Annotated in this window: 27 protein-coding genes; 8 read left to right on the forward strand and 19 right to left on the reverse strand. The window is 60.4% G+C overall.

Annotated elements, in window-relative coordinates:
- Positions 1-44: 44 nt before the first annotated feature.
- Entirely contained in the window at positions 45-959 is a 915-nt protein-coding gene (locus tag AWM79_RS06280; protein WP_060782427.1) for a LysR family transcriptional regulator, read from the reverse strand.
- A gap of 228 nt (positions 960-1187) precedes the next feature.
- Here AWM79_RS06280 and AWM79_RS06285 point away from each other — a divergent pair, with 228 nt between their 5' ends.
- The 4 genes from AWM79_RS06285 (at position 1188) to AWM79_RS06300 (ending at position 3552) form a co-directional block, all read left to right on the forward strand.
- Entirely contained in the window at positions 1188-2021 is an 834-nt protein-coding gene (locus tag AWM79_RS06285; protein WP_060782428.1) for a DODA-type extradiol aromatic ring-opening family dioxygenase, read from the forward strand.
- A 1-nt stretch (position 2022) separates the two neighbouring features.
- A complete protein-coding gene (locus AWM79_RS06290) occupies positions 2023-2697 on the forward strand; it encodes an alpha/beta hydrolase (protein WP_060782429.1) in 675 nt (224 codons plus the stop codon).
- A gap of 18 nt (positions 2698-2715) precedes the next feature.
- The gene (locus AWM79_RS06295; protein ID WP_017133824.1) at positions 2716-3120 is read left to right on the forward strand and encodes a DoxX family protein; all 405 of its coding nucleotides are present in this window, start codon (positions 2716-2718) and stop codon (positions 3118-3120) included.
- 240 nt (positions 3121-3360) lie between these two features.
- Positions 3361-3552, forward strand: coding sequence for a ribbon-helix-helix protein, CopG family (locus AWM79_RS06300; RefSeq protein WP_060782430.1), 192 nt, complete (start codon positions 3361-3363; stop codon positions 3550-3552).
- Between the two features lie 125 nt (positions 3553-3677).
- On the opposite strand, the gene AWM79_RS06305 is transcribed toward AWM79_RS06300, so the two are convergent.
- Complete coding sequence (locus tag AWM79_RS06305; protein WP_060782431.1) at positions 3678-5339, reverse strand: SulP family inorganic anion transporter; 1662 nt, start codon at positions 5337-5339, stop codon at positions 3678-3680.
- Positions 5340-5602: 263 nt separating this feature from the next.
- Here AWM79_RS06305 and AWM79_RS06310 point away from each other — a divergent pair, with 263 nt between their 5' ends.
- A complete protein-coding gene (locus tag AWM79_RS06310) occupies positions 5603-7594 on the forward strand; it encodes a peptidase U32 family protein (RefSeq protein WP_060782432.1) in 1992 nt (663 codons plus the stop codon).
- 69 nt (positions 7595-7663) lie between these two features.
- Here AWM79_RS06310 and xylB read toward each other — a convergent pair whose 3' ends face one another.
- From xylB to AWM79_RS06345, 7 genes are all read right to left on the reverse strand, one after another.
- A complete protein-coding gene (gene xylB, locus AWM79_RS06315; RefSeq protein WP_017133820.1) occupies positions 7664-9148 on the reverse strand; it encodes a xylulokinase in 1485 nt (494 codons plus the stop codon).
- Between the two features lie 104 nt (positions 9149-9252).
- Positions 9253-10194 (reverse strand): ABC transporter substrate-binding protein, encoded by a 942-nt coding sequence (locus tag AWM79_RS06320; RefSeq protein ID WP_017133819.1) that lies wholly within the window; start codon positions 10192-10194, stop codon positions 9253-9255.
- 76 nt (positions 10195-10270) lie between these two features.
- Positions 10271-11257, reverse strand: coding sequence for an ABC transporter permease subunit (locus AWM79_RS06325; RefSeq protein WP_017133818.1), 987 nt, complete (start codon positions 11255-11257; stop codon positions 10271-10273).
- A 55-nt stretch (positions 11258-11312) separates the two neighbouring features.
- Entirely contained in the window at positions 11313-12857 is a 1545-nt protein-coding gene (locus AWM79_RS06330) for a sugar ABC transporter ATP-binding protein (RefSeq protein WP_039792885.1), read from the reverse strand.
- Positions 12858-13177: 320 nt separating this feature from the next.
- The gene (locus AWM79_RS06335) at positions 13178-13603 is read right to left on the reverse strand and encodes a copper chaperone PCu(A)C (RefSeq protein ID WP_081503069.1); all 426 of its coding nucleotides are present in this window, start codon (positions 13601-13603) and stop codon (positions 13178-13180) included.
- Positions 13604-13671: 68 nt separating this feature from the next.
- The gene (locus tag AWM79_RS06340; RefSeq protein WP_017133815.1) at positions 13672-14277 is read right to left on the reverse strand and encodes an SCO family protein; all 606 of its coding nucleotides are present in this window, start codon (positions 14275-14277) and stop codon (positions 13672-13674) included.
- Positions 14278-14381: 104 nt separating this feature from the next.
- A complete protein-coding gene (locus AWM79_RS06345; RefSeq protein WP_074861989.1) occupies positions 14382-14798 on the reverse strand; it encodes a DUF2946 domain-containing protein in 417 nt (138 codons plus the stop codon).
- A 210-nt stretch (positions 14799-15008) separates the two neighbouring features.
- Between AWM79_RS06345 and AWM79_RS06350 the strand changes: the two genes are divergently transcribed.
- The 3 genes from AWM79_RS06350 to AWM79_RS06360 all read left to right on the forward strand — a co-directional run bounded on the left by AWM79_RS06350 (position 15009) and on the right by AWM79_RS06360 (position 19027).
- The gene (locus AWM79_RS06350; protein WP_017133813.1) at positions 15009-15311 is read left to right on the forward strand and encodes a DUF2388 domain-containing protein; all 303 of its coding nucleotides are present in this window, start codon (positions 15009-15011) and stop codon (positions 15309-15311) included.
- A 422-nt stretch (positions 15312-15733) separates the two neighbouring features.
- Positions 15734-16009 carry a hypothetical protein gene (locus AWM79_RS24890; RefSeq protein ID WP_143063246.1) on the forward strand — a complete coding sequence of 92 codons (276 nt, stop codon included), beginning with the start codon at positions 15734-15736 and terminating at the stop codon, positions 16007-16009.
- Between the two features lie 165 nt (positions 16010-16174).
- Positions 16175-19027, forward strand: coding sequence for an ATP-binding protein (locus AWM79_RS06360; protein WP_244159622.1), 2853 nt, complete (start codon positions 16175-16177; stop codon positions 19025-19027).
- Positions 19028-19113: 86 nt separating this feature from the next.
- Here the strand turns inward: AWM79_RS06360 and AWM79_RS06365 are convergent, their stop codons facing one another.
- The 10 genes from AWM79_RS06365 to sctJ are packed head-to-tail and all read right to left on the reverse strand — an operon-like array spanning position 19114 to position 26754.
- Complete coding sequence (locus tag AWM79_RS06365) at positions 19114-20160, reverse strand: EscU/YscU/HrcU family type III secretion system export apparatus switch protein (RefSeq protein ID WP_060782434.1); 1047 nt, start codon at positions 20158-20160, stop codon at positions 19114-19116.
- Positions 20157-20972 (reverse strand): type III secretion system export apparatus subunit SctT, encoded by an 816-nt coding sequence (gene sctT, locus AWM79_RS06370; protein WP_017133809.1) that lies wholly within the window; start codon positions 20970-20972, stop codon positions 20157-20159. Before sctT ends, AWM79_RS06365 begins: the two co-directional genes overlap by 4 nt.
- A 5-nt stretch (positions 20973-20977) precedes the next feature.
- Positions 20978-21247, reverse strand: a complete 270-nt coding sequence (sctS, locus tag AWM79_RS06375) for a type III secretion system export apparatus subunit SctS (RefSeq protein ID WP_017128406.1) — start codon at positions 21245-21247, stop codon at positions 20978-20980.
- A 3-nt stretch (positions 21248-21250) separates the two neighbouring features.
- A complete protein-coding gene (gene sctR / locus AWM79_RS06380) occupies positions 21251-21907 on the reverse strand; it encodes a type III secretion system export apparatus subunit SctR (RefSeq protein WP_017128407.1) in 657 nt (218 codons plus the stop codon).
- Complete coding sequence (gene sctQ, locus AWM79_RS06385) at positions 21904-22956, reverse strand: type III secretion system cytoplasmic ring protein SctQ (protein ID WP_060782435.1); 1053 nt, start codon at positions 22954-22956, stop codon at positions 21904-21906. The genes sctR and sctQ overlap by 4 nt, the downstream gene beginning before the upstream one ends.
- Complete coding sequence (gene sctO, locus AWM79_RS06390) at positions 22953-23423, reverse strand: type III secretion system stalk subunit SctO (protein WP_017133807.1); 471 nt, start codon at positions 23421-23423, stop codon at positions 22953-22955. Before sctO ends, sctQ begins: the two co-directional genes overlap by 4 nt.
- Complete coding sequence (locus AWM79_RS06395; protein WP_060782436.1) at positions 23420-24748, reverse strand: FliI/YscN family ATPase; 1329 nt, start codon at positions 24746-24748, stop codon at positions 23420-23422. The genes sctO and AWM79_RS06395 overlap by 4 nt, the downstream gene beginning before the upstream one ends.
- Entirely contained in the window at positions 24745-25338 is a 594-nt protein-coding gene (locus AWM79_RS06400) for a FliH/SctL family protein (RefSeq protein WP_017133806.1), read from the reverse strand. Before AWM79_RS06400 ends, AWM79_RS06395 begins: the two co-directional genes overlap by 4 nt.
- A complete protein-coding gene (locus tag AWM79_RS06405; protein ID WP_060782437.1) occupies positions 25331-25975 on the reverse strand; it encodes a hypothetical protein in 645 nt (214 codons plus the stop codon). Before AWM79_RS06405 ends, AWM79_RS06400 begins: the two co-directional genes overlap by 8 nt.
- Complete coding sequence (gene sctJ / locus AWM79_RS06410) at positions 25972-26754, reverse strand: type III secretion system inner membrane ring lipoprotein SctJ (protein WP_017133805.1); 783 nt, start codon at positions 26752-26754, stop codon at positions 25972-25974. The genes AWM79_RS06405 and sctJ overlap by 4 nt, the downstream gene beginning before the upstream one ends.
- Position 26755 lies beyond the last annotated feature (1 nt).

Genomic DNA, 26755 nt, shown 5'->3' on the forward strand with positions numbered 1-26755 from the left:
TCGGTGACTCGTCAGCCATTCGTGTGTGCGGACGCTCTGGCGCTCTACGATGGTGAAGCAGCGTTTTCCCAGGGCGGCGTGGAGAATCGCTCAGCGAGGAAATTAACCAATGCCCTCACCTTAGGCAGCAAGTGTTTGCGAGTGGGGTAGACGGCATAGATCCCAAGTTGCACGGATTGGTATTCGGGCAGAATTTCTACGAGATCCCCTTTACGTATGTCTTGTGCCACCATGAAGCTTGGCTGCAACGAAATGCCCTCGCCTGCCAGCGTGATGCTGCGACACGTATCGCCGTTGTTGCAGCGAACGATTGATCGGGTGCGCACGCTTTCACGCCCTCCTACTCCATCGAAGAACCATTCGTTGCCGCTGGAAAAGTTCGTGTATGCGATCACGCCGTGTTCGGAAATATCTGCAATCGTTTTGATCGCAGGGTGCGTCGCCAAGTAGCTGGGGGCGGCACATAGGCACATTCGTGTGCTGGCAAGCTGTCGCCCCACCAGCGAGGAATTCTCCAGTCGAGCGATTCGGATAGCCAGGTCGAATCCTTCTTCCACGAGATCAACGATACGATCATTCAGGCTGATGTCGAGTTCGACCTTGGGGTGAGCCTTCATGAAGTCGGCCCATAAAGAGGAGAGATGCAGCACGCCAAAGCTCTGCGGCGCATTGATTCTTAGCACACCGCTGGGCTCGGGGCTTGCTGAGGAAACCGCCTCCTCAGCGGCATCCATCATGACCAAGACTTCCTTGGCGCGCTGGAAAAACTGCCGCCCCTCCTCTGTCATGGATAAACGCCGCGTTGTGCGGTGAAGCAGCCGTGCCCCAAGGCGCTCCTCCAGGCCGCTCACATACCGAGAAATGGCGGCCTTGGACATCCCAAGCGGCTCTGCGGCACCAATGAAGCTGCCCTTCTCGACAACAGTGCAGAAAACTTGCATCTCCAAAGCTCTGTCCAAACTGTCTCTCCTGGTGGAACAATTCATCCCATTTGAGCTTATTTATCCCATCTGATCAACCTATCAAAATGAACCTATTGAAGCGCCAAGCAACCTAAGCGATTGAGCTGGCTATGATATCGGTGGCCTGATTAACGCCCGTTATCTTGAGCCTGAATATCTCAGTGCGGATCCTGACCCCCCTGCTCCCGCTTGGCTGAGCAAGTCACTCATTTTGGAGATCATTCCATGAGCACACTCTACCCGCCGCTGTTTGTGTCTCACGGTGCTCCGATGTTCGCAATCGAGCCTGGTCTCGCCGGTAAACGGCTGACCGAGCTCAGCCGCGAACTGCCGAAGCCCGACGCCATCGTGGTCCTGTCTCCACACTGGATGACGCGCGATGAAGTCAGCGTGACCGCGAGCACCGCCCCGAAAACCATCCATGACTTTGGAGGGTTTCCCGACGCATTGTACGAGTTGCAATACCCTGCGCCCGGTGCCCCAGAGCTGGCTGAGCACATTGTCAACTTGCTGCAGGGAGCCGGCTGGAAGTCCCAGCTCGATCCTGTCAGAGGGCTGGATCATGGCGCCTGGGTGCCGCTTCTGTACCTGGCTCCCAACGCAGACATTCCGGTAGTTCAAGTGTCAATGCCTGCAACCTTGGACACCCGGGATGCTTGGAAACTCGGTCAAGCCCTAAAGCCCCTGCGACAGATGAATGTGTTCATCGTGGCTTCAGGCAGCCTCACTCACAACCTCTATGAGTTTCGCGGCAATTCCACGCATGGAGCTGACTATGTGAAGCGTTTCGCCGATTGGACTGCGCGAGCCCTGAAGAGCGGCAACACCGACCAGTTGTTGGACTACCGGCAGTACGCCCCCTCCGCCGAGCGGGCGCACCCGACGGACGAGCACTTCTTGCCGTTATTCATTGCTCTAGGGGCAGCAGGCGAACAGTACGATACCCAGGTACTCGAAGGGGGCATTACCTATGGGGTGCTGTCGATGGACAGCTACCTTTTTACCTCGCCTGGAAAAAACGTTTTGGAGCCCGTTCCAATGATCACAGGTAATGAATAGCATGGTGAATCAGTACCTCTTTTCCGATCCGGAGCGCGAGCCTGAATCGGGCATTATCTTCAGGAAGGCACGCTCTAGCTCTACCCCTAAGGCGCGGCTGTTGTTGCTCCATGGGGTTGGATCGAACGAGGCCAATCTGGCACCACTGGCTGCTGCGCTGCCGGACGATCTGGAGGTGTTACTCCTTCGCGGACCTCTGCAGCTCGGCCCACAGGGCTTTGCCTGGTATCAGGTAACCTTCACCAACGATGGCCCTTCGTTCAATCAGGAACAGGCTGAGGCGAGCCGCCAGTTGTTGGCGCGCTTTATCAAGGGACAACCCCAGCTGCCTACGGTCATCGCCGGTTTCAGCCAAGGTGCAATCATGAGTTCGAGCCTGGGCTTGACAGCGCCTGAGCTAGTGAAAGGCTTTGCGTTGCTCAGTGGCCGGATGTTGAGGGAAATCGGCCCTCTCATCGCGGAGCCGGAAAAACTTAAAGCTGTATCGGCATTCATCGCTCATGGTCATTCCGATACGGTGCTACCGGTTTCCTGGGCCAGCGAAGCAGATGCTTGGCTTGAGCGCATAGGTGTTGCCCATCAGACGCACTACTACGCTATGGGACACGAGATCATTGCCGAGGAGTTGGCTGATTTCTCGGCGTGGCTAACAAAAACTCTTTCTTTGTCCAACTGAATATCAGGAGTCTCCATCATGATCGATTCTCGCACTGCTCCATATGCAGCGCTCGTAATGCGCTTGGCCTTGGGCATCATGTTCCTTGCCCACGGCCTGACCAAGGTATTTGTTTTCACGCCTGCCGGCACTGCGGGGTTCTTCGAGTCCATAGGCTTTCCGGGCTTCCTCGCCTACCCGGTCATGGCATTCGAAGTCATCGGTGGTCTGCTGCTCGTTCTGGGGGTGTACTCCCGCTGGATTGCCGCTGTGGCCGTGGTCCAACTGTTCGTCGCATCCACCGTTCACTTCGGCAATGGCTGGAGCTTCACCAATGCCAACGGCGGTTGGGAATATCCCATCTACCTGTGTGTCAGTGCGTTGGTTGTCGCATTGCTGGGTGATGGCCCGTTCGCCTTGAAGTCCTCTACCCGCAGGGCGTGACCGGCAGCGGCGGGCGTCTCAAACAGGCCCTCGTCGCTCCTTTTAAAATCACTACTTGCCTGTCTTTTCGCCCGGTGGAACATTGACATCCTCTCCTGGCCGGGCCTTTTAAATCCTCCTCCGTCGCCGGACGTTCGGTTACCTCCCGACCGCCAGGCCCACAGGCCGCAACAGTGACAGCACCGGACAAGACCATTACAATTTGATTAACATCTAGCGACTCGAGTGATTGAATACTCCATGGAAAGCAAGACTGCGCGCCTCACCGTACTCATTGATCCCGTCAAGAAAAAGGCTTTCGAGGAACTCTGTGCCGCACAAGATCTGACGCCTTCACAGGTGGTTCGCCAATTGATTCGTGACTATCTGGATAGCCACGGCGCCAGCTATTCGACCAAGAGCAAGCATGCTGTCAGTACCAAGCGCCCCTAATGGTCCGTATCGCGAGTGCTGTTAGTCAATGTCGACGCCACCAGCCTCTGACCCGCTTCGCTGTGCCTCGTCATAGCTCCTTGACCACGGCTTTGTGACAGCCGAACTTGAGCCAATCCGCTTACCTATAGGGATGGCCGTCCTTCTACCAGGCCGACAGCGTTGGCCAGTGCGGTGTTGAAGTCGGCGTGGTAGTGCTCCGGGCCGATTTCACCCAATACACCTACCCTATCGAGCTTGTTGAGCACCTTCGTATTCGCCTCGCAGAGTTTCACCACGATATGTCGCTTGTGTAGCTGTTGAATGACCTCCTCCAGCGCCTGCAAGCCAGTGATGTCCATAAACGGCACACGTCCGAGACGGATAATCAGCAGGCGTGGGTCGGTATGGGTTTGGGCCAAGACACGCTCGAAGGTCTCAGCCGCGGCAAAGAACAATGGTCCTTCAATCGTATAAATCAATATTCCGGGCGGCAAATGAGCCTGGCCATTGGCCCTCAGTTGTTCCTCAAGGTCCTGCTCGACCACCTGTTGCACTTCCACGGATGAAGCCATACGCCGCATAAAGTGCAGCATCGCCAGAATGACGCCGATATTCACGGCGATCACCAAGTCACTGAACACGGTGAGGCTGAAAGTGATGAGCAGGATGGACACATCGGCGCGTGGGGCTCGCTGGACCATGCGCTTGAAGTGCTTGAGCTCGCTCATGTTGTAAGCGACCACGAAAAGTATGGCGGCCAGTGCACACAATGGGATGTTTGAGGCTAGAGGCGCCAGAAACAGAATAATTAATACCAAGGTGATCGCATGCGTAATGCCGGCCAGGGGGCTCGTGCCGCCGTTACGGATATTGGTTGCGGTGCGGGCAATGGCTCCGGTTGCCGCGAAGCCGCCAAACAACGGGGTGACCAGGTTAGCCACTCCCTGACCGATCAACTCCTGATTGGAATCATGCCGGGTGCCCGCCATGCCATCAGCCACCATCGCCGACAATAGCGATTCGATTGCTCCAAGCATCGCGATAGTGAACGCCGGACCCATCAAATCGATAATACGAGACAGGGTAATTTCAGGCAGGCTCAACGCGGGAAGACCTTGAGGGATGCCACCAAATGCACTACCAATTGTGGCGACGCCCTCAAAGCCAAAGAATGACTGTATGGCTGTGGCGACCGTCATGGCGATTAGCGGGCCCGGTATCCGTTTGAGTCCGGGAATCCTGGGCGCGCTGATGATCAGGAAAAGACTAAGCACAGCCAGCACAGTGGTGGCTAAATGAAGACTTGGCAGCGCCTGTAGCAGATGCCAAAGCCTTTCATGGAAATGCTCTCCACTGATTTTTGGTAAACCGAAAAAGTCTTTCCATTGTCCGACCCAGATAATCACACCGATGCCTGCGGTGAATCCGACAATCACCGGGTCGGGGATAAACTTGATAATGGCGCCGAGCCGGCTCATCCCCAGCAATAACAAGATGATTCCCGCCATCAGCGTGGCGAGTTGCAAACCGTCAACACCATGTTTAGCAGTGACTCCAGCCAGGATCACGATAAATGCACCTGTCGGCCCGGCAATCTGCAGGCGACTTCCGCCAAAGAGCGAAACCAGCAGTCCGCCGATGATCGCGGTGTAGAGGCCTTGCTCAGGCTTGACACCGGACGCGATGGCAAAAGCCATTGCCAGGGGGAGTGCCACGACCCCGACGATCACGCCAGACACGATATTGCGAAGCCAGTGTTCCCGCTTCAACAACCCCGCCTTCCATGCTTCACCTATCGCAATCATGTCTAGTGGGTCCGTGTGCTGGTTTTGTTAATCTATGCACATAGTATTAACATGAACTGATAATTGAAATGCCTCGCGCGACTGGAGGTGTTCATAGCAAACTCGGGATGATCGGTGAACTCGCGAACGCAATGTGGTGCCCCCTCACGACCGTCGAAGTCACCGGCATCCGGCGGCGTGTCCGCCATCACCAAGCAACGGATGCCGACCAGGCGTTTCGCCGCTACACTGCACGCCTTGACCGTGAAGCCTGATTAAAAAACATGTCCCTACCCAAGCATCACCTGGAATTGCTCAGCCCGGCCCGCGATGTTGCCATTGCCCGCGAGGCCATCCTGCATGGCGCCGATGCGGTATATATCGGTGGCCCGAGCTTCGGCGCCCGCCATAATGCCTGCAATGAAGTGAGCGATATCGCTCAGTTGGTGGAGTTCGCCCGGCGTTATCACGCACGGGTATTCACCACTATCAACACCATCCTGCACGACAACGAGCTGGAGCCGGCCCGCAAGCTGATCCATCAGCTTCACGATGCCGGCGTCGATGCGCTGATCGTCCAGGACCTGGGGGTGATGGAGCTGGATATTCCGCCGATCGAGCTGCATGCCAGTACCCAGACCGATATCCGCACCCTGGCTCGGGCCAAGTTCCTTGACCAGGCCGGTTTTTCCCAACTGGTATTGGCCCGCGAGCTGAACCTGCAGGAAATTCGCGCGATTGCCAGCGAGACCGACGCGGCCATTGAGTTCTTCATTCATGGCGCGTTGTGCGTGGCGTTTTCCGGCCAGTGCAATATCTCTCATGCGCAGAACGGTCGCAGCGCCAACCGTGGCGACTGCTCCCAGGCCTGTCGCCTGCCCTATACCCTGAAAGACGACCAGGGGCGCGTGGTGGCCTTTGAAAAACACCTGCTGTCGATGAAGGACAACAACCAGAGCGCCAACCTGCGCGCCCTGGTCGATGCCGGCGTGCGCTCATTCAAGATCGAGGGGCGCTACAAGGATATGGGTTATGTGAAGAACATCACCGCCTACTACCGCCAACGCCTCGATGAGATCCTCGAAGACCGCTCGGACCTGGCCCGCGCTTCCAGCGGGCGTACCGCGCACTTCTTCCTGCCGGATCCGGAAAAGACTTTTCATCGCGGCAGCACCGACTACTTCGTCAGCGACCGTAAGATCGATATCGGCGCCTTCGATACGCCGACCTTTACCGGCCTGCCGGTCGGCGTGGTGGAGAAAGCCTGCAAGCGCGACTTGCAGGTGGTGACCTTCGACCCGCTGTCTAACGGCGACGGTCTCAACGTGCTGATCAAGCGCGAAGTCGTGGGTTTTCGCGCCAACATCGCCGAACTCAGGTGCGAATTCGAGGAAGACGGCGAGAAACGCTATCGCTACCGCGTCGAGCCCAATGAAATGCCGGAGGGCCTGCATCGCCTGCGGCCGAACCACCCGTTGAGCCGTAACCTCGACCACAACTGGCAGCAGGCTTTGCTCAAGACTTCCGCCGAACGCCGGGTCGGTGTTGCCTGGGTTGCCCGTTTGCGCGAGGAACGTCTGGAACTGACAGCCATCAGCGAGGAAGGTATCAGCGCCAGCGTTGCCCTTAACGGCCCGTTCGGTGTCGCCAACAAACCGGAGCAGGCTCTGGAACAGCTGCGCGATCTGCTCGGCCAACTGGGCACTACCCAATACCACGCCAGCGCCGTGGAACTGGATGCGCCGCAGGCGTTCTTCATCCCTAATTCGCAGCTCAAGACCTTGCGCCGCGAAGTGATCGAAGCGCTGACCAGCGCCCGTATCGCCGCTCACCCACGTGGTGGGCGCAAGGCCGAGACCAACCCGCCACCGGTGTACCCGGAGTCGCACCTGTCATTCCTGGCCAACGTCTATAACCAGAAGGCTCGCGACTTTTATCACCGTCACGGGGTCAAGCTGATCGATGCGGCCTTCGAAGCCCATGAGGAAACCGGCGAAGTGCCAGTGATGATCACCAAGCACTGCCTGCGTTTCTCCTTCAACTTGTGTCCCAAGCAGGCCAAGGGTGTCACCGGTGTGCGCACCAAGGTGGCACCGATGCAGTTGATCCACGGCGACGAAGTGCTGACGCTGAAGTTCGACTGCAAGCCTTGCGAAATGCACGTGATCGGTAAGATCAAGGGTCATATCCTCGACCTGCCGCAGCCAGGCAGCGCGGTGGTCGGTCATATCAGTCCGGCCGATTTGCTCAAGACCATCGCTCGCGCACCGCACTGAGGGTCATCCTGTTCAGGAGCAGGCATGTTTTCAAGGATTGCCAATGGCTGGCTTGCAACCTACGGATATTCATCCGTGCAAGGTTTTCGCCGCTGACAGCAATCCTTGAAATTTCCCGTAACGCTCCTGGAGCGCGGTTCGAAGCCCAGGGTCCGGAAGGTAGCGTGCCTTGACCGGCATGCCGGCCTGCAACAGATCGGTGCCCTGCCCCATGGCCAGGAAGCCTAGCTTGGCGGCACCGATGCCGGCGCTCAGTTCGCTGCCCTGCAGGGTGACTATTTCCCGTTCGAGGATATTGGCCAGCAGTTGCGCCCAGTACTCGCTGCGAGCCCCACCTCCCACCAGCGCGCAACGTTGCACAGTCGCACCGGCCGAGCATACAGCATTCATTGCATCCAGCAGGCCAAAGCCAACACCTTCCAGTACCGCGTAGCCGAGCATCGCCGGCCCGCTGTCGTGCCCCAGGCCCATGAAGCCGCCACGCAACAACGGGTCGTTATGCGGCGTGCGCTCGCCGGCCAGGTACGGCAGGAACAAGGGGGTGGAAAGCCCCACCGCCTGACTGACCGGCAACGTCAGCTGGATCTGCCGCAACAGCGTCGCCTCATCGGCAAAACCCAGCAGACGTGTCACCCAGCGCAGGCAACTGGCTCCGGCCAGCATTGCGCCCATGGTGTACCAGCGCTGCGGCAACGCATGGCAAAAACTGTGAACCGCGCAGGTTGGATTACCCGCCGCATGGTCGGTGATCGCGACAATAGCAGCGCTGGTGCCGAGGGTGACGAAGGCGTCGCCCGCCTCGACCGCACCAATGCCGACCGCCGACACCGGGTTGTCCCCGCCCCCTCCAGCGATCACCAGCCCGGCGGCCAGGCCAATCTGCCGCGCCGCTGACGGACTCAATTGTGCGCAGGCCGCCGGTCCCTCCACCAGTCGCGGCATCTGCCGTGGTTCAAGTCCGGTGGCGCGGACCATCGGTTCGTACCAGTCGCGTCGAGCCACCTCCAGCCATAAGGTGCCGGCGGCATCCGAGACATCGCTAATACGTTCGCCACTCAGACACAGGCGCAGGTAGTCCTTGGGCGACAGCACACAATCAATCGCCCGGAACACCTGTGGCTCATGCTGTTGCAGCCAGAGCAGTTTCGGTGCCGTCAGCCCGGCCATCGGCAGGCTACCGGTGACTTCGGCAAAATCCCCATGGTCTTGGCCCAGACGTTCGGCCTGGGCCATCGCCCGCGAGTCGTCCCAGAGGATCGCCGGGTATAGCACGCGGTTGTCGTCGCCCAGCAGCACCGCGCCATGCATCTGCCCTGTCAGGCCGATACAGCGGACTCGTCCGTAAGCGTCGGGTTGCACCTGGCGTAGCTGCGCCAGGGCCGCCAAACAGGCCTGCCACCAGTCTTGCGGGTCCTGCTCGGACCAGCCGCCCTGGCGGCGCGACACCGTCAGGTGCGCAGCGGCATGGCCCAGCACGGCGCCCTCTTCATCCAGCAGGATGGCCTTGAGCTCAGAGGTGCCAAGGTCGATGCCCAGGGAAACGGGATTGTTCATCTACAGGCACTTCCATCCGGCAGGCTGCTCATGGACAGCCACATAAGTTGCCAATCCGCAACGTCGGAGCCGGCTGTATGCGCTGTCTGTGCGCTTCGAGCGATTCAATGCCCGCTCGACCAGCCGGTATAGGCACCGACATTGTCCCGGGTGATCAGCTTCGGCGTCAGTTGAGTCACTTCCTCAACCGGTGGCTTATCGTTGAGCAGGTCATTGCCGATATTCACCGCGGTGCGCGCCATGGACCAGGGATCCTGGCTAGCCGAGGCTTGGATCGAGGTTTCGGTTTTCAGCGCGTTCTCGATATCCGGCGCGCCGTCCACCGAGGTAATGACGATGCCGCCACGCTTCAACTGCCTGGCGGCCAGATCGCTGCCAATGGCCTGCGGATCGTTGATGGCGAACAGGCCGTCGATTTTCGGGAAGCGCGTCAGGTAACCCTGCATAGCGTTCAGGCCGCCTTCGCGGGAGCCCTTGCCATCCTGGTCAGCGGACAGCAGCTTGATCCCCGGCGCGGCCTCCAGCGCGGATTTGCAACCACTGACCCGGTCGGTGACCGCCGTCACTTGCGGACCGTTCTGGATGATCACATTGCCCTGGCCGGCCAGCTTGTCGACGATGAACTGACAAGCCAGCTTGCCGGCTTCGACGTTGTCGGTCTGCACAGTGGCATTCGCACCTTTGGCGCTGACGTCCACGGCCACCACGACGATCCCTGCCTTGCGGGCTTTCTTGATGGCCGACTCGATGGCCGCTGGATCGACCGCGTTCAACAAGATCAGATCGACGCCGGCGGAGATGAAGTTGTCGATCTGGGTGAATTGCTTGCTCAGGTCATAGTCGGCGGACATTGAGGTGACCTTTGCATTCGGGTTTAATTCCTGCGCCCGGGCCTTGGCACCGTCGGCCAGGGTGACGAAATACGGGTTGCCGAGCGAGCCGAGGCTGATGCCCATAGATTTCAGCTCACGGGCCTCGACAGCCTGAGATAGCAACACGGCCAGGCTCAAGGACAGGACAGCGGGAAACAGGTGTTTGCAGTTCATGATTGCGCTCTTGTGATTATTGTTGAAGCGTCTGTACATCGGCATTCGGCTGTTGTCGTGGGTCGCGGCGCGGCGATCAGGTACGGGCTCCGGACTGGCGGTAACGGTCCAGCGCTACCGCGCCGATGATGACGATGCCCTTGATGATGTATTGCCAGATATCGGACACCCCCAGCAGCACCAGGCCGTTGGTCAGTACTGCGATGATCAGCGCGCCGATCAGCGTGCCGCCGATGCTGCCAACGCCACCGGTAAAGCTGGTGCCGCCGAGGATCACCGCGGCAATCGCATCGAGTTCGTAGGACTGCCCGAGTTGCAGGCCGTTGGCAGCGAACAGCCGCGAGGCGCTCATCACCGCGCCCAGTCCCGCCAGGGCGCCGGAGAGCGCATAGACGAACAGCAGCACCTTCCACACCTTGATCCCGGACAGCCGCGCCGCTTCAGGGTTACCGCCCACGGCATAGATCTGCACGCCGATCACGGTCCGGCGCAGGATGAACCAGGACAACCCAACCACACACACCGCAATCACCACCAGCCAGGGTACGCCGAGGATTGCATCGTTGCCGATAAAGGCAAACGGTAAGTCGGGGTTGAACACGGTTTTGTCGTCGGCCAACAACCGGGCCAAGCCACGGATGGCGGTCAAGGCACCGAGGGTGACAATAAACGGCGGCATGCGCATGAAGGCGATCAACCCGCCGTTGACCAGGCCCAGCAACAGGCCGCAGCCGACCCCGGCCAGGATGCCGAACATGCCAAACTGCGGCAACAACGAGGTCAGCAACGCCACCACTGCCGAAGCGGCGAGAATCGAACCCACCGACAGATCGATGCCGGCGGTAAGGATGACGAAGGTCATGCCAGCAGCCAGTACCACATTGACCGAGGCCTGTTGGGTGATGATCGACAGGTTCTGCACCGTCATGAAGTTTTCGCTGACCGAAGCGAAGCCCACCAACAGCAGGATCAGTATCGGTAACATGCCCACCGTGCGCATCAGCTCACGCAGGCGTTGGCGTTTGCCGATCGCCGACGCCGGATTGCCTAGGGTCAGCGCCATAGTGTTCGTCTCCATGGGTTGCGGTTGAAGGGTTGGCCGTTGTGGACGCTTGGCGTCAGCCATGGGCAGTCACCTGCTCACCACCGGTGGCGAGTTCGATAATGACCTCCTGGGATATTTCCCGTCCGGACATGCCGCCCAGTTCAGCTACCAGTCGGCCTTCACGCATGATCATCACGCGGTCGCAGGTGCCGATAATTTCCGGTAGTTCGCTGGAGATCAACACAATGCCCACGCCGGACTTGGCCAATTGGTTAATGATCCGGTAGATCTCCGATTTTGCCCCGATATCCACGCCACGGGTGGGCTCGTCGAGGATCAGCACATGGGGCTTGACCTCAAGCAGACGCGCCAGCAGCACCTTCTGTTGGTTGCCGCCGGACAAGGCACCGACACTGACCTTGCCCGAGGCGACCCGGATCGACAGCGATTTGATCGCGGCAAGCGCGCGCCGTGCCGCACGGGGACGGTCGAGCACGCCACCGACATGGGCATCGCCGACACAGGCGCAGACATTGATGTTGTCGCTCACACTCATATCGAGGAACAGGCCTTGGGCCTTGCGGTCCTCGGTGAGGTAAATCAGCCCCGCACGGATCGCATCCGTCGGGTGACGCAACGGCACGACCGCCCGCCCGGCGACTTCCAGGCTGCCGCAAAGGCGCGGATCGGCAGCAAAAATCAGCCGGGCCAGCTCAGTGCGACCGGCGCCGACCAGTCCGGCAATACCCAGCACTTCGCCGGCATGCAGGTCAAAGCTGCACGGCTGCACGCGCTTGCCGTCCGCCATGTCGCGCACCCGCATGACCACCTCTCCAGGGGAGTAAGCCGCCTGCTCCTTTTTGTAGAAACCGGACAGATCACGGCCGACCATCATCTTCAACAGGCTTTGCGCCGACAGTCCGTCGCGTTCCAGCATACCCACGTACTCGCCGTCACGGAGCACCGAGACCCGGTCAGACAGTTCGTAGATTTCGGCCATGCGATGGCTGATATAGATGATCGCCAGACCCTGTTCGCGTAGTTGCTTGATCAGCGCGAACAGGCGGTCGGTCTCGCGGGACGACAACGGCGTGGTCGGCTCATCCATCACCAGAATCCTGGCGTCGGCATGCAGCGCCCGGGCGATTTCCACCAACTGGCGTTCGGCGATGGACAAGGTGCTGACCAGGGTAGCGGCCTTGAACTCGGCGCCCAGGCGCGCCAGCACCGGGTGGCAACCGGCTTGCATCGACTTGCGATCGGCGGTCCAACCACGACGCAGCTCGCGTCCGAGATAGATATTCTCGGCCACGCTCAGGTTCGGGCACAGGCTCAATTCCTGGTAGATCACGGCGATGCCATGGGCCTTGGCTGTACGCGGATCGAAGCTGGCAATGGTTTGGCCACCCACGCGGATTTCACCGCCGGCATCGGCCTGATAAGCACCGGAGAGGATCTTCATCAGCGTCGATTTGCCGGCACCGTTCTCCCCCATCAGCGCATGGACTTCCCCGGCATAGACCTTGAGGTCGACGCTTTTCAATACGCGCAGGCCATTGAAGGTCTTGGAGATACCGTGCATTTCGAGAAGAGGAGCAGAGGCTGATGCGGGAGTCATGAACAGGCTCTCGCGACTGCGGCCAGCGCCATCGGCCGAGCGGGACAGCAAAAAAGGCGGAGGACCTGACCCAGTAAGAAATCCATGTTTACACCCGGTTTTTTATTTTTATCCCTGAGCCATGCCGGGAAAATGCCTGGGCCGACTTGATTGAAGTAAAATGTAATCAGATAAAATTGTTTACGCAAGCGTTTGCGCGAAGGTTTTCATCGCCGATGAAACGTTTCACCTTGGTGTTTTTTGCCGACTTCGCTCTGGAAGTTAAACACCAATCGTGACGTTCCGCGTCACAGACGCGGAACAGTCGGACAGTAGATGGCCTACTGCATATCACCATGATCGTGCATGGGCATTTCGTTGAGTGCCCGTGCCGTGGCCTTGACCTCGACCGACTCCTTCACACCCTTGGCATTTTCCACCACCAGGGTCAGTGGCACGCTATCGCCTTCCTTCACCTGTCCGATCAGGTCAATCAGCATCACGTGATAACTCTCGGGGGCGATGCTGACGACGTTGCCGGCCGGCAGGACGACAAACGGCACAGGCTGCATGCTCATGATGTCGTTTTCCATCTTCGATTCATGGATCTGCACAGTCTTGGCCACCGGTGAACTGGCCTCAAGCAGCTTGCCGCCCTCAGTCGAGGTAATACGCATGAACGCACCGGTAGACGGCTGGCCCGGCACCGTGGCGCGGACCCACGCATCCTCCACTAATGTCTCGGCCGAAACTTGCAGGCTCAGCATGAAAAAAAATGGAAAAGCAATATATTTCAAAGAGTTCATTTAAATATCTCGAGTAATTTTAGAGCAGATCAGCAGACTGACATGACGGTGAGCAAATCCTCTGCGCATTGCTGGGCCGACAGCGACGGTGACAGCCCCAGGCGCAGCTGGCCACGGGAGTCGTAGACAAAGCTGGTGCCGGTATGGGACAGCGTGTAGGTGGAGCCAGCGGGGATCTTTTCATAGAACACCTTGAACTCCTTGGCCGTTTGTGCGGTTTCCTCCAGGGTGCCATACAGGGCGACGAAGCTTGGGTCGAAAGCCTTGACGTAGGCGTCGAGCACCTGCGGCGTGTCGCGCTCCGGGTCGAGAGTGATAAAGACCACCTGCAAACGGTCGCCATCGGGACCCATCAGCTTCTTGGCGCGAGCGGCTCGGGCCAGCGTTGTCGGGCACACGGCCGGACATTGGGTGAAGCCGAAGAAGATCATCGGCATCATTCCGCCGAAGCTGCCGAGCAGAGTGACATTACCCTGGGTGTCTTTGAGTTTGAACTTGCGCCCAAGGATCTCGTTGCTCAGGTCCTTGCCGTACTTGTACGACAGTTTGGAAGAGCTGTCGCAACCGGCCAGCAATCCAAGACTCAGGAGCCCGAGGCCGGCAACGACCTGGCGGCGAGTCAGTAATTCATTCATGTAGAGGGTCCTCTAGGTAGCCTTTGTGCAACGCAGGCTGTCGTGCCCCATGGCTCCAACAAGGAGCCTTCGAGGTCGGAGCCGACAACGATTGGCAACGATGATCAGGCGCGCGACGGCGGTGCCCGTGACCGGGAGCCGGGAAAGATGGGCGCGGCAATCCGTTGTGGGCCGGAGGTCGAGGTTGGCCGGCTAATCGGCCAGATGCCCAAGTAACCCAGGGCGGCATTAGAGTCGGCCAGCGCCGGATGCTGGAATAGCAGCGAGCAGTAGCCGCACTTTTCCCAGTGCCGGATGCGCTGGGAATCCGGATCGGTACCGTGTTCGGATGTCAGGTCGGCGCCGGCAATATAGCCGCCTGGTACAGCGCCGCAGATATCGTCCGGATCCACCGGCGTGCCATGGACCTCGCCGCTCGCCTGTCCGATCAACGGCCCGGCGAACACCAGCAGCATGGCGAACAGGCTCAGACAGGCTGCCGAGTGGCGCCTGAAGGTTCGAAGGGAAAGAAAGGAAATCATGGCAGGCAATTTACCACTGTCGCCCTGTTTGCGTCGGTTGGTGCGACAAAATGGCACAGCAAAGCGAGTAGCGACCGTGTCCGCCCTAACACGCTGACAGGCCCAGGTGATGCTCATGGCGGTCGGCGCCCGATAAGCGGGCAACGCCAGCGGCAATCAGCAACTACGCTCTACTACGGAACACCTCCCTCTTTTCAGGAGTCTAGAATCATGCGTAATGCGGTGCTGGTTCTTTGCGTTGCTCTCTTGCTCCCCGTCAGCTATGCCCAGGCCGACGTCGATGCAGGCGATGTGGCGACCTCAGCCGGGGTTTCCGCCTCGCTGTATTCCACCTTCAAGAAGGACAAGAAGCTGGTGGCGCCTTCCCACGATGATGCCTCCAGCTTTATCGCCAGCGGTGGCGCGATTCGTGGTGCCTACCTGGAAGCGGCTCTAAAGCAGATCCGCCAGGAACATCCGGGACTGGTCGCCAGTGATCAGGATTTGGCCGAAGCGATTCTGCTGCAACCTTGAATCGATGTTAGCGGGCACCGGGCTCATCTCGTGGCCCTCTTAGTGGTTGAGCCGCTCGATCACGTGTCGTTAACGGGTTGCGCTCACAGGTTTGAATGAGACCTGGCTCACAAACCGGAGATATTGTTTCTCACGGCTTCAGGCGGCTTGACCACACTTTTCGGCTGTCGAGGTACAGTGAGTAGTCGGCTTTCCGAACACCCCGCATTTATTTGATTCGGACTCCCGAACAAAAAAAAATTCAACAATTCATTGCCGTGTAATTATTACTTTAAATTTCATATTGTTACTTTTCAGATACAACTTTTCACGCAATGGCACACAACCTGCTTGCTTCCACCCCAAACAAAAAACGCCTTTGCAAGCCCTTGGCCGACGGCTTCAGTGGAACCGGAAAAGCCGATTGATTGTGAGGTACGAAGATGTTGATCATGGTTTTTGATGGTCCAACATCTCACGGCGATCCTGTTGTCTCTGCCTTGGCATTGCGCGAGCAACGTTCGAAAACTGGCCTCGACGAACTGGATCCGCCCATGGAGGGTAAGACGATGAGCACGCTGATTCCGGTAACACGCCACTTTTCCGTTTTCTTGTTGCAGCCTCCGGCCTCCTGCAGGCTTCAGGTTTCGCCAGCCAACCTACCGCGCGCTGCCCGCAGCAACGCCTCGCCGTCGTCGGGCCGTCCCCCGTCGAGCTGACCGATCCACCTCAACTGCCCATACGCTCGCGTAGCATGAATACATTCATCTAAATAAAGCCTGCTGCGCTGGCTCTGGGCCGTGCCCTGCGCCCTGTACACCATGCAACGTACCCATAAAAAAGCAAGCGCCTGATTGCCGAAAAACTCAATAAACGGTGCCCACATGAAGTTGAGCAACAGCCCTATCAATATGGACGTCCCCCTCCTCAGCCACATGCAGCAGCAAGGAGCGATCTGTTTCGGTCCCTTCATCTTGCTGGCACGACAGCATCTGCTGTTGAAAGACGGCGAGCCGGTCACTCTAGGCAGCCGGGCCTTGGCTTTGCTGATTGCCATGGTCGAACGGGCTGGAGAGTTGCTGGAGAAAACCGAACTGATTGCCTTTGCCTGGCCAAAGATGGTGGTCGAGGAATGCAACCTGCGGGCCCAGATCGTCGCCCTGCGGCGGGCGCTCAGTGATGACGGCCATTTCGCTTACATCGCCACTGTGCCGGGTCGTGGCTACCGGTTTATCGCACCTGTCACCCAGTACGACAGCGTAGGCGACAATACAGCGGTTGTGGAGGTGAAATCGCCGGTGAAATCCGAACTACCCGCACTGATGACGCCGATTATCGGCCGTGAAGAGGTGATTCGCGAGCTCTGCGAACAGGTGATCAGCCGCCGTTTCGTGACTTTGACCGGCCCTGGTGGCATCGGCAAAACCACCGTGGCTCTGGCGGTGGCTAATGCCCTGGCCGATGAATTTCCTCAGGGCAGTTGCTTTATCGATCTGGCGCCTGTCACCGCGCCGCATCTGATTCCCGGCATGCTGGCCTCGGCCCTGCGCCTCAACGCCATGGTCGACGACCCATTGCGCGGCGTGATCAGTGCGCTGAGCAGCAGCCGTCTGCTGCTGGTCTTCGATAACTGTGAGCCGGTGCTGGAGAGCGTTGCCGGGCTGATCGAACAACTGTTGCGCCAAGCACCTCAATGCTGCGTGTTGACCTCGAGTCGCGAGCCTTTGCGGGCTGCCGGAGAATCGGTGCAAGTTCTCGATTCCCTGCCCACGCCGATGGCGGACAGCGACTTGAACGCCGCGCAGGCCCTGGCTTATCCGGCAATTCAATTGTTTGTCGAGCGAGTCCAGGCCCATGATCCCAGCTTCACCCTCGGCGAGGCCGATGTCGCGGCGGTGTGCGCCATCTGCCGCAAACTGGACAGCAGCCCGCTGGCGATTGAAATCGCCGCCGCACGGGTGCGAACCTTCGGCATTCCCAACCTGGTGAATCTGCTTGACGGCAGTTTCCGCTTGCTGATGACCGGTCGCCGCACTGCCATGCCCCGCCACCGCAGCCTCGCGGCCGCGCTGGACTGGACCTATTCGATTCTCAGCCCAGCCGAACAAGGCATGTTGCGGCAACTGGCGGTGTTTACCGGTCCCTTCACCCTCGCCGCGGTCCGTGCGGTGATCCACCACCAGGAGCCGCAGGATCACAATGCCCTGTCGTTGCTGGAAAGCTTGATGGAAAAATCCCTACTCAGCGCCCGCGAAGACGAAGCCGTCAAACGTTACCGCTTGCTGGAAACCACCCGGGTCTATGCACTGGAGAAACTGGCCGAGCACGACGAGGCGGGGCTGGCGCATGAGCGCCATGCACTCTTTACCCGGCAATTACTCGCGGAAGCCGGACAGAAGCTCAACAGCCTTTCACCCGCAGCCTGGATTGCCCTTTACGGCCCGGAAATCAACGCGGTGCGCAGTGCCCTCGACTGGACCTACGGCGCCGCGGAGCATCTGTTGGCGGTGGAAATCACCCTGGTGGCGGTGCCCTTGTGGCTGCACCTGGGCCTGCTCAACGAATGCCGGAGCCAGGTCGAGCGCGGTCTGGAGGAAAACCGCGATCTCGATCATCCGGCGACTCGTCGGCGCATGCAACTGATGACCGCGCTGGCCACTGTGCTGATGCTCACCTACGGTGCCGGCGAGCCGGTGCGCGGGGCCTGGCGGCAAGTGCGCGAGGATGCTCAGATCCTTGGGGATACCGAACACAAACTCAAGGCGCTATGGGGACTGTGGTCCGATCGCTGCGCCGCCAATCAGTATCGCGAAGCACTGGAGCTGGCGGAGCGTTACATCCTGCTGGCCGAACAGGAACGGATCGACGACTCCCCCTTGCTGGGTAAGCGCATGCTCGCCACGACGCTGTTCTACATGGCCGACCTGGCCGGCGCACGGCAGAATATCGACGAGGCGATCAATACGCCCTGTGTCTCGCACTCGGACGTCATCGAGGCGCATTTCGACCAACGCATCGCTGCTTACTGCCTGAAGGCCAACATCTCGCTGCTCGAAGGTCGGGTCGATGAAACGATGTTCACCTTCGACAGCAATGTGGAAAAGGCTCTGAAGCTCAATCATCCGGCAACGCTCTGGTACACCCTCTGCATGAGCACCTTACCGATCGCGCTACTGACCGACAACCTGCCAAGCGCCGCCTGCTACCTGAGCCTGCTACAGGACAGCACGACCCAGCACGACCTGCATATCTGGCGACTGTTCGGCGACTGTTTCGAAAGTATTCTGTTGATCCGCCAGAATCAGCAAGAACGCGGTGTACGCCAGCTCGGTGAAGCACTTCGGCTGCTGCGCCTGCAAGCGGACGGCCCGTTGTTCAGTTTTTTCCAGGGTGAATACGCCCTCGGCCTATCGGCCATCGGTCTGGGCGATGTCGGGCTCGAAGTGCTGGAGCACACCTTGCAATTGACCCTGAGCCGCCACGAGCGTTGGTACCTGCCGGAACTGCTGCGGCTCAAGGCCCGGCTGCACTTGGCACAAGGCGCCGCCACCGCCAGCGAGCTGGCTCATTCGCTGCTGTACCAGGCACGAGCCGAAGCGACCTACCAAGGCGCGAGGTTCTGGATCGGACGAATCAACAACGACCTGGCGCGGCTTGAGGAGCTGCGTCGGCGCCGGCCAATGACTGAAGCGACAGGGTCAATCGTGCCCACGTTGCGCGTCACTCGTGTCCGGTAAAAACCGAAGGGAAGCGGCTCCTCGCATGACCTTGGCGATGAGAGCCACCAGAGTGATGTCGCGAGCCGCTTCGCTGACCCGTCGCATCAGATCAACTGCGCATTTACCAACAACAACGCGACCGCCTGGAAAGTGTTCTCTGGAATCGGCTCGCCGACCACCGAACGTTTGGCAATTGCCCCGGCCAGTTCCGCATCCACGGCTTGGGGAATGTTCAAGGCTGTCGCTTCTTCGAGCATCTGCGCCGCCTCTTGCGCCGCCGCTCGCGCCACCACCACCGGCACAGGCATCTCGCCACGGACATAACGGACGCCCACCAGCCAGCCATCGCCGGTGCCAATCATCAACGATGCCTGCCCCAATCCCAGCTTGCTGGCCATGGCCTGCATTTCCTGGCGCTGGCGCCGACGCTCGCCCTTAATCAGCGGATCGCCGTCGACGTCCTTGCGCTCGCGCTTACTTTCGCTCTTGGTCATCTTCATGTCGCGCCCGAACAGCCAGCGCTGCATCATCACGTCCACCGCGCCCATCACCAGGTAGGCGGCAACCACGGTGAACACCAGCGGCTTGAGCATCAGGTAGAACGTCGCCTCGATACAGCCGGCGCCGCAGCGCGAGGAATCCATCAGCGCTTGCAGGGCATGCCGCCCGACCACGTAGAACGCCAGTCCGAGCAGGCCGACCTTGATCAGTGCCTTGAGAAACTCCACCAGGTTACGCACCGCGAAGACCCGCTTGAAGCCCTCCGCTGGGTTGATACGTTTGAACTCGGGCTTGAGCGGCTCCACCGAGAAGATAAAACCGCGCATGGTCACGACGTTGGTCAGCACCACCGCCCCGACTGTTACCGCGACCAATGGCAGAGTCACCGACAGCCAGAGCTGTTGTGCGGTATCGAGCAAACGCGGCCAGACAGTATTGAACGGCTCAATGTAAACCTGGGTGGTCAGGTCGATCAACGCGCTGACCTGGCCCTGGACCCGAGCAATGGTGACCGAGATATACAGCGAGGCACACAGAATCACCATTGCCGAAACCAGGTCCTGGCTCTTGGCGACTTGGCCCTTCTTGCGCGCATCCTGGAGTTTCTTGTCCGAGGCCGGTTGCGACTTCTCCTCGCTGGTCTCGCTCATGGCGTCACTCCGCTCAAGGTTTTGAGCACTTCGAAGGCACCACGAAATTCGGCCAACTGATCGAGCATCAGCGGGATCAGGAAGCTGATATAGATGACCATCAGCACCGAGAACACCAGGTTCTTCACCGACAATGCCAGATCGAATATATGCAGGTTCGGCGCCATCCGTGAAAGAAATGCCAGCATCATATCGGCCACCAGCAGGGAAATCACCAGCGGCGAGATCATCATCACACCGATCCGCATCACCTGGTCGAGAATTGACAGCACCGCCATCAGCGCCTGACTGGCGAACAACGGTGTAAAGGCAGTCACCGACCATAGCTGGTAGCTGTGATAATAACCGTCGACCATCAAGATAAACCCGCCGGACATGAAGAACAGAGTGATCATCATCACTGTCAGCAAGGTGGCCATCACGCTGGCTTCGCCCACCGAAAGCGGGTCCACCAACTGGGCCATGGTCGAACCCCGCTGCAAGTCGATCAGCTCGCCAGCGACCTCGGCGGCCCAGAACGGAATGCCGAACAGCAGGCCGATGGTCAATCCGATCAGCAGTTCCTTGAGCATCAGCCCGACGAGGAACAGGCTGCCGTGCTCGCCCATGGAGGTCAGGGCTTCGAACACCGGCAGGAACATCGGGATCGAGATCGCCACGGCGACACAGCCGCGGATCATGCCGGTCAGGCCCAGGCGATTGAACGCCGGGGTGATCAGCACCAGACCGGTGGCTCGGCAGACCGCCAGGGCCGCCGAAGTGATGACGGGGTAAGCGACTTCGACAAAGGCACTGGCGAGGTTGGCTTCCATACCGCTCACCGGGTCCAGAGCGGGAAGTTGTCCAGCACCTGGTTGCCCAGTTCCATCACCTGCCCGGCCAACAACGGCCCGACAAACACAATCACCAGCAACACCGCCACCAGCTTGACTACCTGGGGCAAGGTCTGGTCCTGAATCTGGGTCAAGGCCTGAAACAGCCCGACACTCAGGCCGATGATAATTGCCACTCCGAGTGCTGGCGCCGACAGCAGCAACACCGTCATCAGTGCCTGTTTCATCAGCCCGAGAAATACGTCCTGGCCCATGGGTCAACTCCCGTAACTGAGGATCAGGCCGTGCATCAGACGTGACCAACCACTCAATGCGACGAACAGGAAAATTTTCAACGGAATCGAGATCAGCGTCGGCGAAACCATCGACATCCCCATGGCCATCAACACATTGGCCACCAACAGGTCCACCACCAGAAACGGGATGTACAGCAGGAAGCCGATTTCGAAGGCACGGGTCAGCTCCGAGCTGACAAAGGCCGGAATCAGCACCACCAGGTCATCGTCGCGCAGCTGTTCACGAGCCTCTGGCGACCAGATAGTCTCGGTGGCCTGGACAAAGAAGCCGCGCTCCTGGACATTGGCGAAGCGCGCGAGGTGCGCCTGCAGGGGGGGCCGCAGGGCATCACCGAGGGCCTTGACGTCCTCCACGTGCTCCAGGTTGATGCTGTGACCCTCGACCTGGCGGTACATATCGCCGATCAGCGGCGTGGTCACATACACCGAGAGAATCAGCGCAATGCCGTACAACACCAGGTTAGGCGGCGTCTGCTGGACACCGAGGGCGTTGCGGATCAGAAACAGCACCACCGAGATCTTCATGAAGCCGGTCAGGGTCACCACTGCCAGCGGGATCAGCCCGATGGTAGCCACCACCAGGATGATCTCGATCAGATTGGGTTGGTAGCCGGTCATGGCGCGGCGAAACTCAGGATCCGTACACCCAGGCCGTCGCCGATGCGTACCAATTGCCCCTGGCCCAGCTTGCGACCATTGACCAGCAGTTCGACACCGTCCAGCACCGGCGGCGTCAGCAGCAACAGGCTACCGGCGCCCAGCTCGCGCAACTGCGCGAGCGATACCTCGACGCTGCCGGCCTGGCACACCAATTTCAGCGGCAGGTCGTCCAGTTGGCTGTCCAGGCTGGCACTGCTGTCGAGATCACTCATTGCATTCTCCATGTCAGGGGGTATCGATTGCGGTGCTTCGATCAAACAGAAGCGGCTGCCGTCGCTGCGGCCCCTGGCTTGCAGGCGCTCGGCCAGGGTCAGGCGCAATTGGTCGGCCGGCAGGTAGTCGAGCATCACCACATCGCCCGGTTGCAGGCTGCGCAGGTCACTCAGGCGCAATGGTGCATGGCCGGCTTCGATGCGCCCACTCAGGCACAGTTGTGGCAGCGGATCGGCCCGCTTCGCCAGGTTTTCCTCTAACAGCGAGGCGACCCAATGCGCGGAGATCGGCGTCATTTCCACGACCACCGCAAAAGCCGGCGCATCGCCCAGGCGAATGCTGACGGTCAGGCTCACGACGAAATTCGGCGGCCGTGGCAAACGCGAGCGCACGGTGACCTGTACTGGCTTGCGCAGCCGTGTCTCGATCGGCTCGATCAGTGCGAGCAACGCCATTTCCGTCAACAGCGTCATGGCCAGCGGATCGAGCCCCGTGGCTGGCGAATCGACCGACAAATCGCCGAGCAGGCCGTCGAAGACCTGGGCCGGCACCAGCAGGCGCAGCGGCTCATGCTCCAAGGTCAACAGCACTTCCTTGCTGCCCGGCAGAGCTCCACCAGGGCTGGCCCATTCCACCGTCAGCGCCTGTCCTGCCCATTCACCGACCCAGGGTTGACGCCGTTGATGCAGACGGTTGATAAGCTTGACCAGTACCGGGTCGATCAATTTCAGGCTGTCGACCAGAGGCTTGACCGGGCGAGTCTCGAGCCGAGGTCCGGGTTCCTGGCACGTCATGAGCCGGAGCCCACGGCAGACCGCGCCAGATCCGATTCTTCACGGGTCTCGCGCATACCCTGCTCCATCCGTTCGCGCCGTTCCACCAGGGTCTGCCAGGCTTCGGATTGACGCTGGCGCATCAGCCGCTCGCGCTGACAGGCATCGCGCAGCAGTTCTTCGGCCTGTAGCTTGTGCGACACTTCACCCACCTGCTCTTCCAGCACGTCCTGGCCCTCGGCAAGATCTTGCAAGCGTGCCTGGGCGGCCTGCCAGTTGGCCACCGACAGACCACCCTCAAGTGCCGCATAGATCGCCTCGGCTTCGTGGGCGATGGATTCGCGGTGCTGGCGCAGCCGTTCCTTGGCCTGATCGCGTTCGCTGCCGGTTTCTCGGACCCGTTGCTGCTGGGCCACCAAAGCGGTGGTGGCGCGTTGTTCACGCAGGACTCGAAGGCTCTGCAGACTCTGCAAGGTTTTGGTTTTCATGACAGTACCTGATGCAAGCGGTGAAGGGTTTCGGCCTGGTTACTGGATTCGTGGGGGCCCTGGCGCAGGAAGTCCTCGATGTCGGCGTGACGGGCAATCGCTTCATCCGTCAGAGGGTCGCTGCCGCTGGCGTACTCGCCGATGCGAATCAGCATCTCGACCTCGGCATGACGGGCCATCAGCTCGCGGATCCGCATCGCCAGGTGCAAGTGTTCTTTGCTCGCCACCTGCTCCATCAGCCGGCTGCGGCTGCGCAGCACATCCACTGCCGGAAAATAGTTGCGTTGCGCCAGTTCGGCACTCAGGACAATGTGCCCGTCGAGGATCGAGCGAGCCTCTTCGGCCACCGGGTCGGTGGCCGCGTCGCCTTCGGTCAGCACCGTATACAGCGCGGTAATGCTGCCTCGTGGCGCCGGTCCGGCACGTTCGAGCAGGCGTGGCAAGGCGGAAAAGAACGACGGCGGATAACCCCGGCGGGTCGGCGGTTCGCCCACCGCCAGGCCGATTTCGCGCTGAGCACGGGCAAAGCGAGTCAGGCTGTCCATCAGCAACAGCACATTCCGTCCCTGGTCGCGATGATATTCAGCCAGGGCCGTGGCAACAAACGCCGCGCGCACCCGCTCAGCCGCCGGTCGGTCGGAAGTCGCCACCACCGCCACGGTACGCGCCCGAGCCGTGGCGTCGAGTTGTACATCGAGCAGCTCGCGCACCTCGCGCCCGCGTTCGCCGATCAGGCCGATGACAATCACATCGGCCTCACTGTTGCGAATGATGCTAGCCAGCAGCGAGGACTTGCCCACCCCCGGCTCGCCGAAAATCCCGATGCGCTGGCCTTGGGCCAGAGTCAGCAGGCCATCGATCGAACGCACGCCGAGGAACATCGGCCGCACGATTAGTTGCCGAGTAAAGGGCGGTGGCGGCTCGGCATGCAACGGGTAGGTTTCGAACAGGCCGCCCGGCAGTTCGCCATCGGCATCGAGAAAGTCGCCCATAGGGCCGATGACCCGACCCAGTTGCCCATCACCGACCACCACGCCGAGGGCTTCGCCGGTGGCGGTAATTTCGGTGCGGGTCGACAGGCCTTCCATCGAGCCAATCGGCGACAGGATCGCCTCGTCAGCGTCGAAACCGATGACTTCCGCCGCCAGGCTACGGCCACTGCTGGGGTCGAGCAGTCGGCACAGTTCACCGATGCGCACACCGGCGACACTGGCTCGCAGCAGGACCCCGCGAATACTGCGAATGGTGCCCTTGACCGGCCGTGGACGCGCACCGGACAGACGTGATTGCAGACGCGGTAGCAGGTTGTCGAGGATCGCGCTCATGCCAGGGTCTCTTCGGACTGGGGTAACAGACCTCGGCGCAATCCGGCCAGTTGCGCGTCAAGACCCAGCTCCACGGAGCCGACCGGACTGCTCAGGCGCGTCTGGTCAGCAGTCAGTTGGTCATCGGCCTCCACGGCGACGCCGGGCGTCGGTAGCGGTTCGACCGCCAGCGCCTGACGCACGCTGTCGAGATGCTCGCGCGCCACGTACAGAGTCAGTGCCTGATCCTGGCGAAAAGCGGTCATGGCCTGGCGGGTGCACCGCAGGATTCGCTCGCCTGCGTCCAGCTCGCCCATCACCTCGCGGGCAATGTTCAGCGCCAGGTCGGCAAATGCGCTTTCCAGGCCGTGGAGGTAGGCGTCGACTTGCCGGGCGGTGTCCTGCAGCAGCAGCGCCGCCTGTTCGGCCCCTTGCCGTTCGGCGCTGGCAAAGCCTTCGGCGCGGGCGTCGGCCAGCCACTGCTGGCTGTCGTTGCGAATCGCCAGGGCTTGATCGCGAGCGGCCTGGAGAAAGGCGAAACCATTGCTCCAGGCATCCGCTTCGGCGGCCCTTAGGATTCGCCCGGTCGGGCGACTGGGCAGCTCACTCATCTGGGCTCTCCTTATCGGGACCTTCCTCGGCGGACAGCAGCGCGGCGGCGCGGCGCACGATATCGATATCTCGACTCAGGCGTGCCTGGTCGAACTGCGGGCAGTCCAGGCGCAGGCTCAGCCAGCCTTTGAGAGATTCGGGTTGCTGATGCAGCCAGGCGGCAACACAAGTCTGACCGTCACGATCAATAGCCTCCACCAGTTCGGCGGGCTCGCGCAGCAGATCGGCGGCACCGGCCAGAGTCGGCAAACTCATGGCGTGGGTAAATACCTCGGAGCCAAGGCGCTGGTGTAGTTCGCCGACCACCTCGCTGCGAATCTCCCGGCGCAGGGTCGCTCCATGCCAGATGGCACCGCAGAGCCTGGCCAGGCGGGAAAACGCCTGAGGGCTCAAGAGCAATACCGGCAGGTCAGCAGGATCGGGCTTCGGCACTTCGGTCCAGGGCAACAACGCGAAACGCTCGTGCAGCCGCCGCAGCAGCCGAGCCTCGAAGCGCGACAGGTTGCGCAAGGCGTGCAGTTGTCCGCTCGAAACCGCGCCGGCAAAACATTCGGCCAGGCTTTCAAGGCCGATAAAGGTCAGCGGGTGAGCAGTCAATTGCTGCCAGCGTTCGAGCAGTTCCGACAACGAATTCATGGGCTTTCCTTCAGCGGGTACAGGGCGATCGCGTCGCGTTGCCGGCGCAGGCGCCACAACAGGACAGAGGCCAGCCCGACAATCGCCAGCAGCAGGCCGCCGAATAACAACCAAGCCCAGGCCAGGTTATCGGCGACTATCCACAGGCCCATGAAACGCGCCAGCGGCGGTTGGCCCTGGCCTTTGCCGGGCACGGCGGCGGCCTTGATCGCCGTCACCGAGACACCGTCATAACTCAGCCCGGAAATACCGTTCGCCACCAGGGTCTTGATCTGGGGAATCAGCGGGTCGATATCCACGCCAGGGTCATAACGCACCAACACCGAGGCCGACGACGGTGAAATCACCCGTTTGAGCAGGTCGTTGTCTGGCAGTACCACATGCACACGAGCCGAAAGAATGCCGTCGATCTGCGACACCGAGTGCGACAGTTCCTCGCTCAGGGCATAGACCATCTGCGCCCGTTCCTGGACCGGCGACGACACCAGACCGTTGCCCTTGAACACCTCGCCCATATTGGAGAAGTTCTGCAGCGGTAAGCCGGCGGCGTCGAGCAGTGCCATGGCCTGGGCAAAGCGATCCTTGTCCACCACCACGGTGATGCGGCCGTCATCCTGGACCTTGCGGCTGGCCGGGACGCCGTCGCGCAGTAGCACGGCGACCATTGCGTTGGCCTCACGCTCGTCGAGGTTGCTGTAGAGGTCCATGTCGCAGGCCTGGAGCAGACAGGCGGTGACCAGGACGATGACGAAGCGCAATATGCGCTGGGCTCTGGACATC

It is taken from the genome of Pseudomonas agarici, from assembly GCF_001543125.1.
Classification (GTDB): Bacteria; Pseudomonadota; Gammaproteobacteria; order Pseudomonadales; family Pseudomonadaceae; genus Aquipseudomonas; species Aquipseudomonas agarici.

Coding starts and splice junctions, on each gene's coding strand:
- AWM79_RS06285 (WP_060782428.1), top strand. CDS start 1,188: ATGAGCACACTCTACCCGCCGCTGTTTGTGTCTCACGGTGCTCCGATG.
- AWM79_RS06290 (WP_060782429.1), top strand. CDS start 2,023: ATGGTGAATCAGTACCTCTTTTCCGATCCGGAGCGCGAGCCTGAATCG.
- AWM79_RS06295 (WP_017133824.1), top strand. CDS start 2,716: ATGATCGATTCTCGCACTGCTCCATATGCAGCGCTCGTAATGCGCTTG.
- AWM79_RS06300 (WP_060782430.1), top strand. CDS start 3,361: ATGGAAAGCAAGACTGCGCGCCTCACCGTACTCATTGATCCCGTCAAG.
- AWM79_RS06305 (WP_060782431.1), bottom strand. CDS start 5,339: ATGATTGCGATAGGTGAAGCATGGAAGGCGGGGTTGTTGAAGCGGGAA.
- AWM79_RS06310 (WP_060782432.1), top strand. CDS start 5,603: ATGTCCCTACCCAAGCATCACCTGGAATTGCTCAGCCCGGCCCGCGAT.
- xylB (WP_017133820.1), bottom strand. CDS start 9,148: ATGAACAATCCCGTTTCCCTGGGCATCGACCTTGGCACCTCTGAGCTC.
- AWM79_RS06320 (WP_017133819.1), bottom strand. CDS start 10,194: ATGAACTGCAAACACCTGTTTCCCGCTGTCCTGTCCTTGAGCCTGGCC.
- AWM79_RS06325 (WP_017133818.1), bottom strand. CDS start 11,257: ATGGCGCTGACCCTAGGCAATCCGGCGTCGGCGATCGGCAAACGCCAA.
- AWM79_RS06330 (WP_039792885.1), bottom strand. CDS start 12,857: ATGACTCCCGCATCAGCCTCTGCTCCTCTTCTCGAAATGCACGGTATC.
- AWM79_RS06335 (WP_081503069.1), bottom strand. CDS start 13,603: ATGCTGAGCCTGCAAGTTTCGGCCGAGACATTAGTGGAGGATGCGTGG.
- AWM79_RS06340 (WP_017133815.1), bottom strand. CDS start 14,277: ATGAATGAATTACTGACTCGCCGCCAGGTCGTTGCCGGCCTCGGGCTC.
- AWM79_RS06345 (WP_074861989.1), bottom strand. CDS start 14,798: ATGATTTCCTTTCTTTCCCTTCGAACCTTCAGGCGCCACTCGGCAGCC.
- AWM79_RS06350 (WP_017133813.1), top strand. CDS start 15,009: ATGCGTAATGCGGTGCTGGTTCTTTGCGTTGCTCTCTTGCTCCCCGTC.
- AWM79_RS24890 (WP_143063246.1), top strand. CDS start 15,734: ATGTTGATCATGGTTTTTGATGGTCCAACATCTCACGGCGATCCTGTT.
- AWM79_RS06360 (WP_244159622.1), top strand. CDS start 16,175: ATGAAGTTGAGCAACAGCCCTATCAATATGGACGTCCCCCTCCTCAGC.
- AWM79_RS06365 (WP_060782434.1), bottom strand. CDS start 20,160: ATGAGCGAGACCAGCGAGGAGAAGTCGCAACCGGCCTCGGACAAGAAA.
- sctT (WP_017133809.1), bottom strand. CDS start 20,972: ATGGAAGCCAACCTCGCCAGTGCCTTTGTCGAAGTCGCTTACCCCGTC.
- sctS (WP_017128406.1), bottom strand. CDS start 21,247: ATGGGCCAGGACGTATTTCTCGGGCTGATGAAACAGGCACTGATGACG.
- sctR (WP_017128407.1), bottom strand. CDS start 21,907: ATGACCGGCTACCAACCCAATCTGATCGAGATCATCCTGGTGGTGGCT.
- sctQ (WP_060782435.1), bottom strand. CDS start 22,956: ATGACGTGCCAGGAACCCGGACCTCGGCTCGAGACTCGCCCGGTCAAG.
- sctO (WP_017133807.1), bottom strand. CDS start 23,423: ATGAAAACCAAAACCTTGCAGAGTCTGCAGAGCCTTCGAGTCCTGCGT.
- AWM79_RS06395 (WP_060782436.1), bottom strand. CDS start 24,748: ATGAGCGCGATCCTCGACAACCTGCTACCGCGTCTGCAATCACGTCTG.
- AWM79_RS06400 (WP_017133806.1), bottom strand. CDS start 25,338: ATGAGTGAGCTGCCCAGTCGCCCGACCGGGCGAATCCTAAGGGCCGCC.
- AWM79_RS06405 (WP_060782437.1), bottom strand. CDS start 25,975: ATGAATTCGTTGTCGGAACTGCTCGAACGCTGGCAGCAATTGACTGCT.
- sctJ (WP_017133805.1), bottom strand. CDS start 26,754: ATGTCCAGAGCCCAGCGCATATTGCGCTTCGTCATCGTCCTGGTCACC.